16 protein-coding genes are annotated in these 12,696 nt (G+C 63.2%); 11 read left to right on the forward strand and 5 right to left on the reverse strand.

Annotated elements, in window-relative coordinates:
* Window positions 1–28: 28 nt before the first annotated feature.
* Window positions 29–1,600, forward strand: coding sequence for a PAS domain-containing hybrid sensor histidine kinase/response regulator (locus ACW176_RS14360; protein ID WP_492109612.1), 1,572 nt, complete (start codon window positions 29–31; stop codon window positions 1,598–1,600).
* 309 nt (window positions 1,601–1,909) lie between these two features.
* A complete protein-coding gene (mug, locus tag ACW176_RS14365; RefSeq protein WP_419320554.1) occupies window positions 1,910–2,419 on the forward strand; it encodes a G/U mismatch-specific DNA glycosylase in 510 nt (169 codons plus the stop codon).
* Here mug and ACW176_RS14370 read toward each other — a convergent pair.
* Entirely contained in the window at window positions 2,416–3,132 is a 717-nt protein-coding gene (locus ACW176_RS14370) for a methyl-accepting chemotaxis protein (RefSeq protein WP_492109613.1), read from the reverse strand. The genes mug and ACW176_RS14370 overlap by 4 nt on opposite strands.
* A 9-nt stretch (window positions 3,133–3,141) precedes the next feature.
* Window positions 3,142–3,621 (reverse strand): cyanase, encoded by a 480-nt coding sequence (cynS, locus tag ACW176_RS14375; protein WP_419320556.1) that lies wholly within the window; start codon window positions 3,619–3,621, stop codon window positions 3,142–3,144.
* A gap of 353 nt (window positions 3,622–3,974) precedes the next feature.
* Between cynS and ACW176_RS14380 the strand changes: the two genes are divergently transcribed.
* The 6 genes from ACW176_RS14380 to ACW176_RS14405 all read left to right on the forward strand — a co-directional run bounded on the left by ACW176_RS14380 (window position 3,975) and on the right by ACW176_RS14405 (window position 8,379).
* Entirely contained in the window at window positions 3,975–5,006 is a 1,032-nt protein-coding gene (locus ACW176_RS14380) for a class I SAM-dependent DNA methyltransferase (protein WP_492109614.1), read from the forward strand.
* A 422-nt stretch (window positions 5,007–5,428) separates the two neighbouring features.
* On the forward strand, window positions 5,429–5,728 hold the full coding sequence (locus tag ACW176_RS14385) for a BufA1 family periplasmic bufferin-type metallophore (protein WP_419320558.1): 300 nt from the start codon (window positions 5,429–5,431) through the stop codon (window positions 5,726–5,728).
* A 78-nt stretch (window positions 5,729–5,806) separates the two neighbouring features.
* On the forward strand, window positions 5,807–6,643 hold the full coding sequence (gene bufB, locus ACW176_RS14390; RefSeq protein ID WP_492111936.1) for an MNIO family bufferin maturase: 837 nt from the start codon (window positions 5,807–5,809) through the stop codon (window positions 6,641–6,643).
* Window positions 6,636–7,340 (forward strand): HvfC/BufC family peptide modification chaperone, encoded by a 705-nt coding sequence (locus ACW176_RS14395; protein WP_492109615.1) that lies wholly within the window; start codon window positions 6,636–6,638, stop codon window positions 7,338–7,340. Before bufB ends, ACW176_RS14395 begins: the two co-directional genes overlap by 8 nt.
* An 11-nt stretch (window positions 7,341–7,351) precedes the next feature.
* The gene (locus ACW176_RS14400) at window positions 7,352–7,825 is read left to right on the forward strand and encodes a DoxX family protein (protein WP_419320561.1); all 474 of its coding nucleotides are present in this window, start codon (window positions 7,352–7,354) and stop codon (window positions 7,823–7,825) included.
* A complete protein-coding gene (locus tag ACW176_RS14405; protein WP_492109616.1) occupies window positions 7,822–8,379 on the forward strand; it encodes a TlpA family protein disulfide reductase in 558 nt (185 codons plus the stop codon). The genes ACW176_RS14400 and ACW176_RS14405 overlap by 4 nt, the downstream gene beginning before the upstream one ends.
* Window positions 8,380–8,410: 31 nt before the next feature.
* Here the strand turns inward: ACW176_RS14405 and ACW176_RS14410 are convergent, their stop codons facing one another.
* The 3 genes from ACW176_RS14410 to ACW176_RS14420 form a co-directional block, all read right to left on the reverse strand.
* Entirely contained in the window at window positions 8,411–9,307 is an 897-nt protein-coding gene (locus ACW176_RS14410) for a LysR family transcriptional regulator (RefSeq protein WP_492109617.1), read from the reverse strand.
* Between the two features lie 105 nt (window positions 9,308–9,412).
* Entirely contained in the window at window positions 9,413–9,787 is a 375-nt protein-coding gene (locus ACW176_RS14415) for a hypothetical protein (protein ID WP_419320566.1), read from the reverse strand.
* Window positions 9,788–9,986: 199 nt separating this feature from the next.
* The gene (locus tag ACW176_RS14420; RefSeq protein ID WP_492109618.1) at window positions 9,987–10,481 is read right to left on the reverse strand and encodes a YHS domain-containing (seleno)protein; all 495 of its coding nucleotides are present in this window, start codon (window positions 10,479–10,481) and stop codon (window positions 9,987–9,989) included.
* A gap of 469 nt (window positions 10,482–10,950) precedes the next feature.
* Here ACW176_RS14420 and ACW176_RS14425 point away from each other — a divergent pair, with 469 nt between their 5' ends.
* From ACW176_RS14425 to ACW176_RS14435, 3 genes are all read left to right on the forward strand, one after another.
* Complete coding sequence (locus ACW176_RS14425) at window positions 10,951–11,415, forward strand: nuclear transport factor 2 family protein (RefSeq protein WP_419320570.1); 465 nt, start codon at window positions 10,951–10,953, stop codon at window positions 11,413–11,415.
* A gap of 50 nt (window positions 11,416–11,465) precedes the next feature.
* Window positions 11,466–12,041, forward strand: coding sequence for a pyridoxamine 5'-phosphate oxidase family protein (locus tag ACW176_RS14430; protein ID WP_419320571.1), 576 nt, complete (start codon window positions 11,466–11,468; stop codon window positions 12,039–12,041).
* 64 nt (window positions 12,042–12,105) lie between these two features.
* Window positions 12,106–12,465 carry a CZB domain-containing protein gene (locus tag ACW176_RS14435; RefSeq protein ID WP_492109619.1) on the forward strand — a complete coding sequence of 120 codons (360 nt, stop codon included), beginning with the start codon at window positions 12,106–12,108 and terminating at the stop codon, window positions 12,463–12,465.
* Window positions 12,466–12,696: the final 231 nt, after the last annotated feature.

Here is a 12,696-nt window from a genome sequence, read left to right on the forward strand (position 1 = left end):
GGCCACCCTGGACTTGGAGCCCGCAACGATGGAAATTCACCCGGAGAATTCTAGCGAAATGGTTCCGCAGCTTCATGCCGCAACTGGGGGTCTTTTCGCTCGCGCTTGCGACAAAGCTGCTATTGTTGTCCGCACAGACCTGAACGGCAACATCATCGAATGCAATGACAAGTTCTGCGAAGTTAGCGGTTATACTCGCAGCGAGATCATCGGCGCCAAACATAACATTTTCAGCCCTGACCGCTACCCACCCGAATTCTTCCCGGACATGTACGAGGCAATTGTCGCAGGCGGCACATGGAGCGGTACGGTGTGCTGCCGCCGCAAAAGCGGCAGCCTCTACTGGCTCGACACCACCATCACGCCGCAGCTGGATGCGGCAGGCGAGCCTGTTGCCTACCTGGCCATCCGCTTTGATGTCACCGCCCACCAGCAAGCCTTGGCCGATCTTGCCGAGGCGCAGCAACGCTGCGAATCCGCAGCGCGCGCCAAGGGACGGTTCCTGGCGACGATGAGCCACGAACTGAGAACGCCATTGACTGGCGTGATCGGTCTTACCGAGCTACTGGCTCAGACGCCATTGGATCTAAAGCAACAGGACTACGTCGCCTCCCTGCTGGAGGCGGCCCGCGCATTGCACGCAATCGTCAACGACGTCCTGAGCCTGGCGAAGGCCGAGGCCAATCCCGTTATTCGTCCGGCCCCGGTCAATCCCGCCGATTTTCTTGCTGCGACAATCCGGCTGCTCTCGCCAATCGCCGCCAAGAAGGGCGTTGCGTTGTCGCTTCGATTGGCAAAGGGCGTGCCCGAGGTCATTGTCGCCGACGCTGATCGCCTTCGGCAGATTGTCGTCAATCTGGTTGGCAATGCCTTGAAGTTCACCGAGGTTGGCGAGGTGCGTGTTGAGGCTGCCTGGCTCGGCCCAAGAGACGGAGGCCGGCTTCGCATCGACGTGATCGACTCCGGTCCAGGCTTTCCCGCCGAGTTGGCCGAGCGGATCTTTGATCCCTTCGAACAGGTCGACAACTCCGCCACGCGCCTGCACGACGGCGCCGGACTGGGGCTGGCGATCAGCGCCCACCTGATCAAGGCCATGAACGGCGAGATCGCTGCGGAAAACCGGCCCGAGGGCGGCGCGCGCTTCTGGTTCGAAATTCCGGTAGAAACCTGTCGGGTAAAGATCGCTCAGCTTCAACCGCTCGTCCGGGTTGAAAACGAACCGCTTGAGGTGTTGATCGTTGAGGACAATCCGATGCTGCAACGCTTGATCAAGACGATCCTGGAAAGCGCCGGTCATGTCTGCGCGGTCGCAGACAACGGCGCGGTCGCCCTGGAGATGATGCGCGCTCAGCCGTTTGACGTATGCCTGATGGACCTGCGCATGCCGATCATGGACGGGATCACCGCGACGCGCATCATTCACCAGGAGCCGCCCGGCGGCTGGGGGGCTCCGCCGATCATCGCGCTCAGCGCTGATGTCCTGGATGGAGACATGGAGCACTACTCCGATCTTGGCTTCCATGCCTTTCTTGCAAAGCCGATCGACGCCAGCCTGTTGTTGAGAACGATCGGCGGCGCTGCGATGGCGACCGCAGTCTAGCGGTGGCTCAAGCTTCGGCGATCCCCTTTGGCCACTTGGCGCCCGCCGCTCGCCGGCAGGTAAGGGGCGCTTCATGCGGTGCTCACGATCCGGTCTGGACGACGATGGGGGGGCTTGCCCGGTACGCAGCGGCGTTCAAGGAGGAGGCTTACGATCCCCGGGACTCGGTTTCTCCGCGGTGATAGCCGGCTATCGGCCACCCGCCCGGCCAGGGCGCAAACCGTCTGCGATCAGCGATCCGCTGGTCATGCAAGGGGCGGGCGACGACAGCCGCTTTTCGCCCATACCGGTGCGTTGATGCCAAAGCCCTTGCCCGACATCGTCGGCCCGGATCTCAAAATCCTGTTCTGCGGGCTCAATCCCGGTCTCGTAGCGGCCGCGACGGGCCGGCATTTCGCCGGGCGCGGCAACCGTTTCTGGGAGGTCTTGCACCTTTCCGGGCTCACGCCGACGCGCCTGACGCCAGAGCAGGACCGTGAGATCCTCCGATACCGATTGGGTCTGACCTGTGTCGTTGATCGACCGACCGCAGGCGCGCAAGCGGTGGCGCGCGAGGAGTTCGCGCGGGCCGGCCAGGCCCTGGCCGACCAGGTGCGGCGGCTCAGGCCGCGATGCGTGGCCTTCCTGGGCAAGGCGGCCTATGGCGCCATACGCGGTGAACGCTCGCTCGCGTGGGGCCCCCAGCAGGAGACGTTTTCAGGCGCCGCGACCTGGGTGCTGCCCAACCCCAGTGGGCGCAATCGCGCCTTTAGCCTCGACGATCTCGTCGAGGCCTATGCCTGTCTGCGTGGAGCCGCACCAGGCCATGACCCGCGCTAGCCGCCAAACAGATTGCGGCGGATCGTAGAGGTGATGCTCTTGACCTGCCCGCTCACGGTATTGACCTCGTTGGCGATCACCGCGAAGCCGCGCCCGGACTCGCCCGAGCGCGCGGCCTGAATCGCCGCGTTGACTGAAATCATGTAGACGGAATTATTGAGCCGATCCAAGTCCGACAGCCAACCTGTCAGCCGTGCATTGCCCTCCTCCGATACACGAGAAAGCTCCACGGTGAATTGCTCGACGAGGGCGTTCATCCGCTCAAGCAGCGTTACGGCCACAAACTCCGATAGCGTAAACAGCGCCTCATCGTCGCCCACGCCCATGCGCATGGCGTGCACGACCTGAGCGCACTCCCTGGAAAAGCGACCTGCGGTCTCGTCAAAGACCGAGGCGTGGGGCGTGAGAAACTGGGAGAGGTGAGCGAAAAGCGTTTGCTCGATGCCAAAGACGCTGGGGTCCGTGGTGAAGCCCCTGACCAGCGCGTCAAAGTCGTCGAGCGTCGCCTCTGCGCGATCGATAAGGCTGGACCGCGCCGCGCCCTCGCGCGCGCCGGCCAGGGCCAGGAACATGACAGCGCGATGCGGGAAGAACCTCAGGCGCGCGCCCTGGTTTGTAAGGCGCCCGAGCAAGCCTCGCCACTCGGCGACACGGTCTTCCGGAAGGTTGGACCCTGCGACCCCACCCCGGACCTTCTGCAACGGCTGCGCCACGACGATTTCCTACTCGTTCGACACGGCGAACGCAGCGTCGCGATCACACTCGTAGTATTTGAAGGCCAGAAACTTGCCGCTCATCGTGATGCGGACCCGATCGCCCTTGGGGTCAATCTCGCGGCCCAGATCGAGGTTGAAATCAATGGCCGACATGATGCCGTCGCCAAACTCCTCCTCGATCAGCGCCTTCCAGGCAGGACCGTTGACCATCAAAAGCTCATAGAACCGATAGAGCAATGGATCGCTGGGCGGCATCGGCGTCCCGCGGTTTGGGATTTCGCCAAGCATCTTGATCTCCTCGGCGTTGAGCCCGAGGAACTGGCCGACCTCGGCGGCCGCCCGCGGCGCCAGTCGCATCTGCCCCAGCAGCGCGCCCACAGTCAAAACGGGAGAGAGCGGCAGGGCGAAAGCATAGATCTCACCCCATGTCAGTCCACGCTGGCGTTTGATGTCCAATATCTTTTCGGTCAGTTGGTCGCGCGTCACAGTTCACCTTCCGCGTTAGGACGCCCCTGAAACTTGCCGGACCGCGCTGGGCGACCCGGAAGGGGGCGCTGCTTTGTCTATGGCGCACAACCGACATGAAAATCGGCGCGCCAACTGCAAGGCTGTAGTGAGCAGGTTGTCTGTAGCGGTGGCCGCTAAGCCAGCGCCTGCCGAAGCAGTATTGTCAGGAACAGGCATCGGCCAGAGCAGCGTTAATCCGGAACACACTATTTCAAAATCCGGGATGGCTGGAACGCGCCCGGGGCCGCAGCCTGCGAGCGGTTTTGAACGCTTGGCCGCGAGCGCGCCGCCTCGCGGACCCGCCGTTCGTGGCAGGCTTGCGGTGTGGAGCGATGGCGGCGAGTTTCCATCAGTGGCTTGAGAAAGGCCTCCAGGCCAATGCGGTGGGGGACGCCGATGGCGCCGTCGCCGCGTTTCGTGAGGCGCTGCGGATAGATCCGAGCGCGAGCGCGGCATGGTCGGGGCTTGGCCTGGCGCTTCTCAGCATCGGCCGGGTCGGCGAGGCCAGGCAGGCGCTGGCCCAGGCCCATCAAGCGGATGATCCACCGCCGGCCAGGCTTTTGGGCGACGCGGTCAAGGGACCGGCCAAAACTCAGGCGCAGGCGTGTCTGGCCTGGGTCGGCGACGCCCGAGCCGTGATGATCCGGGTTCTCCATCAAGCCTGCCGTCGTCCGGCGCACGTCGGGCGTCGCCAAGCGGCGGCCGTTGTTGGAGGGGCTATTGGCCACCCCAGGATCGGCCTGCCGGCCTCGCATGACCCAGACCGCGCGCCGGCGGATGAGCCGCCGGCCACGGTTGATGGCCTGGCCAAAGATCTCGACGCCAAGATGGTCGACGACTTCGAATACGATATCCCGCGGCATCTCGCCGACATGCTCTGCGACTGCGCCTCGGCGCGGATGCTCGATCTGGGCTGTGGCGAGGGCCTGATGGCCGCGGCCCTGGGCGACAAGGTCGCGCGGGCGACGGGTGTGGACATCTCAGGCGCGATGCTGACGGCCGCAAGGGCGAGCGCTGTCTACGACACGCTGGTTCACGACGACATTTCAGAGTTTTGCTTTCGGTGTCGGACCCGCTTTGATCTCGTGGTCGCCGCCGGCGTCTTCAACCGTTTTGGCGCGCTCGACAGCCTTTTTGCGGATGTCCATCGCGTCCTGGCGCCGGGCGGATACTTTGCCTTTAGCGTCGAGCGAGGCGAGGACGACTGGGCGTGGCTCGGATTTGGACGCTTCAGCCACAGCCTGGCCTACCTCACCCAGCTGTCGATGGGGCGGTTTGACGTCGTCGACTGTCGAATGGCGCGACTTCGCGACCAAGGCGGCCGACGGGTGATCGGATTCCTGCAGGTGTGGAGGCGTCGCTAGCACGGGTCGGGGTCCGTTGGGCGCCGCAGGCTTTGGCCACCGTTGCGCGACGTGAAACAGATCCTGTCTTTGTGAGCACGTTATCGCCTTGGGGGCTGCGACCTATCTTCCGTCTCGGCGCAGAGGCCAGATGAGAAGGGTATTGTTGGACGAGAGGCGGGGGACGGCAAGATATCTTGCGGCGATCCGGGCTCGTCAAATGCAGAGGATTGAACAGCGAGCCTTGCAGTGGAGACACTGCGGGCAGGTTGTACAACCGAACGTTTATGCGCGAACGGCAAACGGACGACCCGTGGTTTGATCCCCATTTTTCGGCGGGACGTCCGGCCCAGGCGGCAAGACCTTTCTCAATGGCTTCTGCGCCACCGCGAAGGCCTTGGGCCGAACGCGCAAATGCTGATTCAATTGAAGGAGACTTAGTAATGACAATTAACCGTTCTGCCTTCCTGGCCGGCCTGCTTGCCGTCGCTCTCACCCCCATGGTCGCTGACGCCGCCGAGCGCCCGGCCCGCGAGAAGTGCTTCGGCATTTCGGTGGCAGGCCACAATGACTGCGCCGCTGGGCCGGGAACTTCCTGCGCCGGGACCTCCAAGGTCGACTATCAGAGCAATGCGTGGACGCTCGTTCCCAAGGGCACCTGCACGACGATGAAGTCGCCGACTTCGTCGACGGGCTTTGGCCAACTCGCCGCCTTCACTGCCAAGCCCAAGCCCAAGGCCTAGGTCTTGTCTTCCGCGCCTCAAGAACCCCTGGACCAGATCCAGGCCGCGGCGCCAGGGCGCGCGACGGGCGGCGGCGAGCTGCCCGTCGCCGTGGGCCTGGGGCTTCGAAGAGAGCACGCCGCCCAGTTGCTGGCGGGATGCGCGGATGTCGGCTTCCTTGAGGTTCACGCGGAGAACTACATGAACGCCGGCGGCGCGGCGCTGGAGTTGCTGGAGCGGCTGGCGGATATCTATCCGATCTCCCTCCACGGCGTGGCGCTGTCGCTTGGCGGCATGGACCCGCCCGATCGCGCCCACCTGGAGGCTTTGAGGGCTTTGGTGGAGCGCGTTCGGCCCGCAGCCGTCTCCGAGCATCTGGCCTGGTCAGCGCACGAGGGAATCTATTTCAACGACCTTCTCCCGATCGCCTACAGTCGGGCCGCACTCGATCGGGTCTGCGACCACGTCAAAGCCGTTCAGGACCTCATCGGGCGGGCGATCCTCCTGGAAAATCCTGCCCGCTACTATCCTCTGGCGGGCGGCGAACTCGAGGAGACGGAATTTCTGCACCGCCTTGCCGAGCGCACGGGGTGTCGGCTCCTGCTCGACGTCAACAACGTCTACATCTCAGCGCAAAACTTGGGCTTTTCCGCCGCGCGTTACTTGCAGGACTTTCCTGTTGATCGGATCGGCGAAGTTCATCTTGCCGGACATGAGTCCGTTACGCTCCAACGCGAGGGGCGCAAGCTGCTCGACAGTCACGGCGCGCCGGTCGCTGATCCGGTGTGGGAACTCTATGCCGACCTCCTGGCGCGGACCGGACGGTTGCCCACCCTGATCGAGCGGGACAACGACGTCCCCGCCCTCGATGAACTCCTGGCCGAGCTGCGCCACGCCCGCCGGCTGATGGGCGCGATCGGAGCGCGCCGTGGGTGAGGTCGCGCGCATCGCACAAGCCGTGCTGTCCGGCGGCCTTTCCGCGCCGGAGGCGGGTCCGGCTTTTGAAATTTATCGCAACAACTATCGGCAAGGTCTTGCCCGTGCGCTGACGCAGAGCTTCCCGACCGTCGAGCAGTTGGTCGGGCCCGATTTTTTTGCCGCCATGGCCCTGGAGTATGTCGAGGCCACACCGCCCACCTCGCGCTACCTGAGGGACTATGGCGCGACCTTTTCCGATTTTGTCCGCGCTTTCGCCCCGGCCGCCGCGGTCCCCTATCTCGCTGATGTCGCCGAGCTGGAATATGGCCTCGTACAGGCGTTCTACGCCGCCGATGACGCCGATGATCCGCCGAGCGATTTGGCGACGATCGGATTGGAGAGCCGGCTGAAGTGGCGAACCTCCACCCGCGTGGTCAGGTCAGCCTATCCGATCGTATCGATCTGGCGCGCGCACAAGTCTGGTGAGACTCTGGAGGGCGTCGACTGGCGATCAGAGACGGGCCTGATCACCCGCCAGGCGCATAATGTCAGCGCCTCCGCCCTCGACGTGGCCGAGGCCGTCGTCGCGGACGTGTTTCGCCAAGCATCCCCTCTGATCTCGGCGCTGGAGGCCCTTGGGCCCGATGCAGCGCCGGCCGCAGCTCATGCTTTTCGTCGCTTGCTCGACCTGCAAGCCCTGTCGATTTCCAAATGAAAGTCACACACATGCACAAGTTGACAAACTCAGGCGAAACGCTCGTTTCGCGGACCTATCTGCGGCTGGTTTCCATCCTCGATCGGACGCCCAACAGCTTGACGCAGATTTTGCTTCGCTGGGGGCTCGCGGGGGTGTTCTGGACCTCCGCGCGAACCAAGGTCGAAGGCGTTATGACGGTGTCGGACGGCACTAAATATCTCTTCGCCGAAGAGTATCGCGTCCCGCTTCTCAATCCCGATCTTGCGGCCTATGCCGCCACTTACGCCGAGCACGCCTTCGCCCTCAGCCTCTTTGTCGGCCTGGCGACCCGTTTGTCGGCCGTCGGGGTCATCGGTATGACCCTGGTGATCCAGCTGTTTGTCTATCCCGATGCGTTCGTGGGCGTGCACCTTGGATGGTTTGCGATGGCCGTCGCCATTCTGGCCTGGGGGCCCGGGGCGATCTCGGTCGACCATCTTCTGCGTCAGCGGTTTATCCGATGAGCCCGGCGCCCGTCAGTCGTCGCGCCGTTCTGAGCCTTGGCCTGGCGGCGGGTGCGGGCGCGGGTTCGGCCTGGGCCCAGGCCGGCCGGGACGGCCTGGGCGCCCCTCCTTTGGTATACGGGTTCTCGGGGCGCGCCGCAGTGGCCGGGGCCTTCACCGATCGCCGGGGACGGGAGCAACGGATCTCCGATTTTCGCGGGCGCGTGGTGCTGGTCAACCTGTGGGCTACCTGGTGCGGGCCGTGCCGGATCGAGATGCCGAGCCTGGATCGTCTGGCGGGCGCGTTCGCCGGCGATCTGACAGTGCTCCCGGTATCGTTCGACGGACGGGGCTGGCCCGCAGTCGACGAATTCTGGGGAGAGCGCTTTGCGCACCTGAAGCCCTACCTGGCCAAAGACAGCGCGCTCACCGACGGGTATGGGGCGTTGGGGCTGCCATTCTCGGTGCTGATAGATCGCCAGGGTCGCGAGGTTGCGCGTCTGCCCCGCGCGGCCGAGTGGGATAGGGGGGCCTATCGCGCGGTTGTCGCTAAGACGGTGCTCGCCCGGGGCTGAACGCGCCTCCGGCCGCCGCCGACGGGCTCGGCTAGTTCAACAAGCGGTTGGCGCGCAGGCGCTCGACCGCGAGATCGACAAAGGCGCGAACCTTGGCCGAGGCGCGCCGACCCTCGGGGTGGACGACGTGGATGGGCAGGGGCTCTTCTTCGTAGTCGGCCAGAACGATCTGCAGTGTCCCTTCGCGCAGCTCCTCGCCAATTTGATAGGAGAGAACGCGTGTCAGGCCCCAGCCGTCGCGCGCCGCATCGATCACGGCCTGGTTGCTGTTGCAGAACAGTCTGGGTTCCACGACGACCGAGGTCTTCCGTTCACGACCGAACCGCCATTCAAGGTTGGTCCAGGCGCTGGTCGCCGCGATGATCCGGTGGTTGACGAGATCGTGGGGGATGCTTGGCGCCCCGTGTTGTTCGAAATACGAGGGTGAGCCGCAGATCACCCGGCGCACCTGGCCGACGCGGATCGCCGACAGACCAGAGTCGCTGAGATGTCCGATCCGAACGGCCACGTCGATACCCTCCTCGACGAGGTTCGTAGGGCGGTCGAGAAACAGCGACTTGCCGACGACCTGCAGATTCTGGTCCAGATATTCTTGCAGAATGGGCATGATATACATCTGCCCAAACAGCACCGACGCCGTGATCGTCAGACTGCCCTTGGGCTCGGTATAGGCGCCCGACGCCGTCGCGCCGGCTTCCTCGACATAGGCGAGGATTTTCTGGCAGTCGTCAAAGTAGCGTTGGCCAACATCCGTCAACCGCACCACGCGTGTCGTGCGCGTAAACAGTCTGACGCCCAAGCCCTCTTCCAGCAGAGCGACAGCTCTGGTGACGGCGGGCGGGCTCATATTCAATTGACGCGCGGCTTCGGCAAAACCACCGCTTTCGGCGACCCGGACAAATACCTGCATAGCCTGGAGGCGCGCCATGACTTATCTCTTCACCGAATCTTGCGATCGTAAGAGTACCTGCGAAAGCCGCAAAGTCCATCCGGACGCGCTCCGGCGGCGGCTGACGGGGGCGGGGCGCCTGGCCTAGTGCACGGCCTTCGACGGGGCCGAGAAATCCGGACGCGAGCCGGCGGTAATCTCAAGCATGGTCAGTTCAAGGGCGCGAGCCTCCACAAGCTCGAGCTCCTGGGGCGACAACCCCATCCGCAGGGCGCGGCTCCTGCTGGCCGCGATCGCGATCTCGCTGAACGAGCGGACCGCCAGAGCGAAAGTGATCGCCGCAGAGGCCTTGACGTCAAAGCTTCGACCAGCCCAGGCCGCGTCGATCTCCGCGCCCGTCAATCCTGCTGAGCGGGCCTCTTGCTCGGCCTTCGCTCTGGTCTGCGGACACACGCACCGGGCCAGCAAGGCCAGCGCCAGCTGGGCTCCGAGGCTCGGGGAGAGGCAAAAGCGTTTCATGGGATCTGTTCACTGAATATGCCGAAAAAGCAAACCCGGCGCCCCTCCCAGGGGCGCTCGCAAGCGAGCGGGGGGAGGGGCGCCGGGCGCCTGCCGGGACACGATGGGGGAGCAGGGGTGGAAAAGCTCCCCTACTGGGCTTCCGGGCGGGTGGGGATGGATAGCCGCAGCGTGTCCGGCAAGATCTCGCCGAAGCCTATTACAGGCTTTCCGGCGTCTTGTTCTTGATCTCCGGCCAGTTCTCTTCGGCCTTCACCAGGTTGCCGGGAATGTCGCGGTTCCAGGCAACGGCGACGTCTTCATTGACGTTCAGATAGAGCTTCTTGTCGACGATCTTCCAGACCATCGGATCGCCATCCAGCTTCTTCTCGAGTGCAACGCCCATGGCGCAGAAGCCGCCGTACTGCGGCGCGTAAGCGGCCGGAGTGGCCTTGAACATCTTCAGGTTCGCGGCCGAAGCGAAGTGATAGGTGGCGCCGTTGAACTTCGTCGAGAAGCGGGCGTCGCCCATGCTCGGCTTGCCGGCGCTGAAGTAGGCGACGGGATCATAACCGCGCAGCGCCAGATTGGCCTCGTCGGTGTTCACCGCCGCCGCCGAGGTGGGGACGATGGCGTGAGCATGCGTCACGAGCAAGGGGGCGGTGATCATCAGGCTGACCGCGCCGATGATGGCGCGCGTGGCTTTAAAAGACATGGTGTTCTCCAATTGTGTCGGTCGGCGAGTTGCGCCGGATCCAGGAAACGCGAGGGGGCTGGAGACGGGTCTCCGTATCCCGACGCCAAGGTATGGGACCGGCCCCCGGTGAATAAGCCTCGTCGCGTGCAATTGATTGTTTCACGCCCACCACGGATCTAAGCGGTGAGGGCGCCGACTAGACCGAGGAGCCGCGCATAAGCGCGTGGCGCGCGAGCCGTCTGTCAGACCTTTGCGCGGGTACTGCTCAAGCGTTCAGTGTCCGGCCGACCAGCGGGCGAGCCAATACAGGACGACATCCTCACCGTTTCACTGACTGAAACTGATTGTTGCTGACAAGATGTATTATCCAGACACGGTTTTGGCCGCCTGATCGCCGGCGGAAGTTTCGCTGACGATGGCGTCGGCTGGGTCTCCCGGTCGTCACTGTCGGGGCGGCTGGTTCTCGTTCCGCAAAAGGTTGACGTCCATGGCCCGCCCTCCGCTCCCGCCTTTTGATCGCGACACCGCCGCCAGGAAGGTGAGATTGGCGGAGGATGGATGGAATTCGCGCGACCCGAGCGCGGTCTCCATGGCCTACACCGAAGATAGTGTCTGGCGTAACCGCTCTGAATTCCTCAGCGGCCGCGAAGCGATCGTGGCTTTCCTGACCGGCAAGTGGCAGGGCGAGCTCGAGTATCGTCTGATCAAGGAGCTTTGGGCGTTTACGGAAAACCGCATCGCCGTCCGCTTTGCCTACGAATGGCTGGACGGGTCAGGACAGTGGTGGCGTTCGTATGGAAACGAAAACTGGGAATTCGATGACGGTGGCCTCATGCGTCACCGCGTCGCCAGCATCAATGATCTGAAAATCCTTGAGCAGGATCGGCTGTTTCGGTGGCCGCAGGGGCGTCGTCCGGACGATTACCCCAGCCTGTCCGATCTTGGTCTCTAGGTTGAGCGAGATCTTGGCGATGGGGAGGGTGGCAAGTGGGGCATAGGTTTATGGAGCTGGCTTTCACGCCGTCGGTGGTCGCCGCGCAGGAAGCCCAGGGAAGTCGCCAGGCCTATGAAGGGTTTGACGCCGGGCCGGCTTTCAATAACGCGCTCGACAGCAACGAAGTCGGTTTCATCCTCGAGCGCGACAGCTTCTACATGGCCACGGTGGGTGAGACGAGCTGGCCCTATATTCAGCACAGGGGCGGACCCCCGGGGTTCCTCCAGCCTGTGGACGCGCAAACCCTCGTGTTTCCGGATTATCGCGGCAACAGACAATATATCAGTCTTGGCAATGTCGGCGCGGGCCCTAAGGCCTGCCTGTTTCTGATGGATTACGAGCGCAAGGCCCGTTTGAAAATCCTCGGGCTGGCCTCGGTCAGCCAGGAGCGCCCTGACGGCTATGTCGATGTCACCGACGATGTTCGGCGCCGGGTTGAGCGCTACTGGACGGTAAAGATTGAGGGCTTTGACTGGAACTGCCCCCAACACATCACTCGGCGCTTTTCCGAACAGCGTGTTCGCGAATTGATCAAGGCCCTCAGCGACCGGGTCGAAGATCTCGAGAGCGGCGCACAAAGTTAAACGACGGTCTTGACCGCGTTTAATTCCAATCCTGAATCTCAACCAAAATATACAGGGGTATTCTATGTCTGAGTTTCTCGACAAAGCGTTTATGACCCATTCTGCCGTTAAGAGCAGGCTCAGAAAAGCTATCAAGGGAGAGGAAAATATCGAGCCAACGACCATCCGGCGTGACGATGTCTGCGAGGTGGGAAAATGGATATACGGCGAGGGTGGCAGCAAGTTTTCGTCAGTGCCGGTGTTCGCAGAATTCAAAAAGGTTCATTCTGAATTCCACAAGTGTGCGTACGATATCATGATGATGTACAACTCTGGAAAGATCGCCGAGGCAAATCGGGACCTTGACCACGGCGCGTTTGAGAAGAAATCAAATGAAATCGGCGATTGCATCATGCGCATGAAGCGCGATCCCCAGTTCAAGTAGCGTGTGAATATTTTTCCGCCGCCCGCGCCTTGAGGTAAACTGAGTGCTCCGCGTCTGGGACGGTTCTGACCTCGTCTTGGACCCCGGCGACGAAGCAAGTTCCTAAGCCGGGTGACCTTTGATTCAAGGCCGCTTTCTGAGCAGAGCGGTCTTGGGTCATGGCTTTACGTCGGGTGTGACACGGCGCTTCAGAAAGCGCGACCATTGGGGTGGCAATGGCCGCGTTCGCGC

The sequence above is a fragment of the Caulobacter sp. FV1ye13L genome (assembly GCF_058681155.1).

What these genes read in the sequence shown, in the direction of transcription:
- ACW176_RS14360 (WP_492109612.1), top strand. Translation starts at nt 29, where the DNA reads ATGGAAATTCACCCGGAGAATTCTAGCGAAATGGTTCCGCAGCTTCAT.
- ACW176_RS14380 (WP_492109614.1), top strand. Translation starts at nt 3,975, where the DNA reads ATGGCGGCGAGTTTCCATCAGTGGCTTGAGAAAGGCCTCCAGGCCAAT.
- ACW176_RS14385 (WP_419320558.1), top strand. Translation starts at nt 5,429, where the DNA reads ATGACAATTAACCGTTCTGCCTTCCTGGCCGGCCTGCTTGCCGTCGCT.
- ACW176_RS14400 (WP_419320561.1), top strand. Translation starts at nt 7,352, where the DNA reads ATGCACAAGTTGACAAACTCAGGCGAAACGCTCGTTTCGCGGACCTAT.
- ACW176_RS14405 (WP_492109616.1), top strand. Translation starts at nt 7,822, where the DNA reads ATGAGCCCGGCGCCCGTCAGTCGTCGCGCCGTTCTGAGCCTTGGCCTG.
- ACW176_RS14410 (WP_492109617.1), bottom strand. Translation starts at nt 9,307, where the DNA reads ATGGCGCGCCTCCAGGCTATGCAGGTATTTGTCCGGGTCGCCGAAAGC.
- ACW176_RS14415 (WP_419320566.1), bottom strand. Translation starts at nt 9,787, where the DNA reads ATGAAACGCTTTTGCCTCTCCCCGAGCCTCGGAGCCCAGCTGGCGCTG.
- ACW176_RS14420 (WP_492109618.1), bottom strand. Translation starts at nt 10,481, where the DNA reads ATGTCTTTTAAAGCCACGCGCGCCATCATCGGCGCGGTCAGCCTGATG.
- ACW176_RS14425 (WP_419320570.1), top strand. Translation starts at nt 10,951, where the DNA reads ATGGCCCGCCCTCCGCTCCCGCCTTTTGATCGCGACACCGCCGCCAGG.
- ACW176_RS14430 (WP_419320571.1), top strand. Translation starts at nt 11,466, where the DNA reads ATGGAGCTGGCTTTCACGCCGTCGGTGGTCGCCGCGCAGGAAGCCCAG.
- ACW176_RS14435 (WP_492109619.1), top strand. Translation starts at nt 12,106, where the DNA reads ATGTCTGAGTTTCTCGACAAAGCGTTTATGACCCATTCTGCCGTTAAG.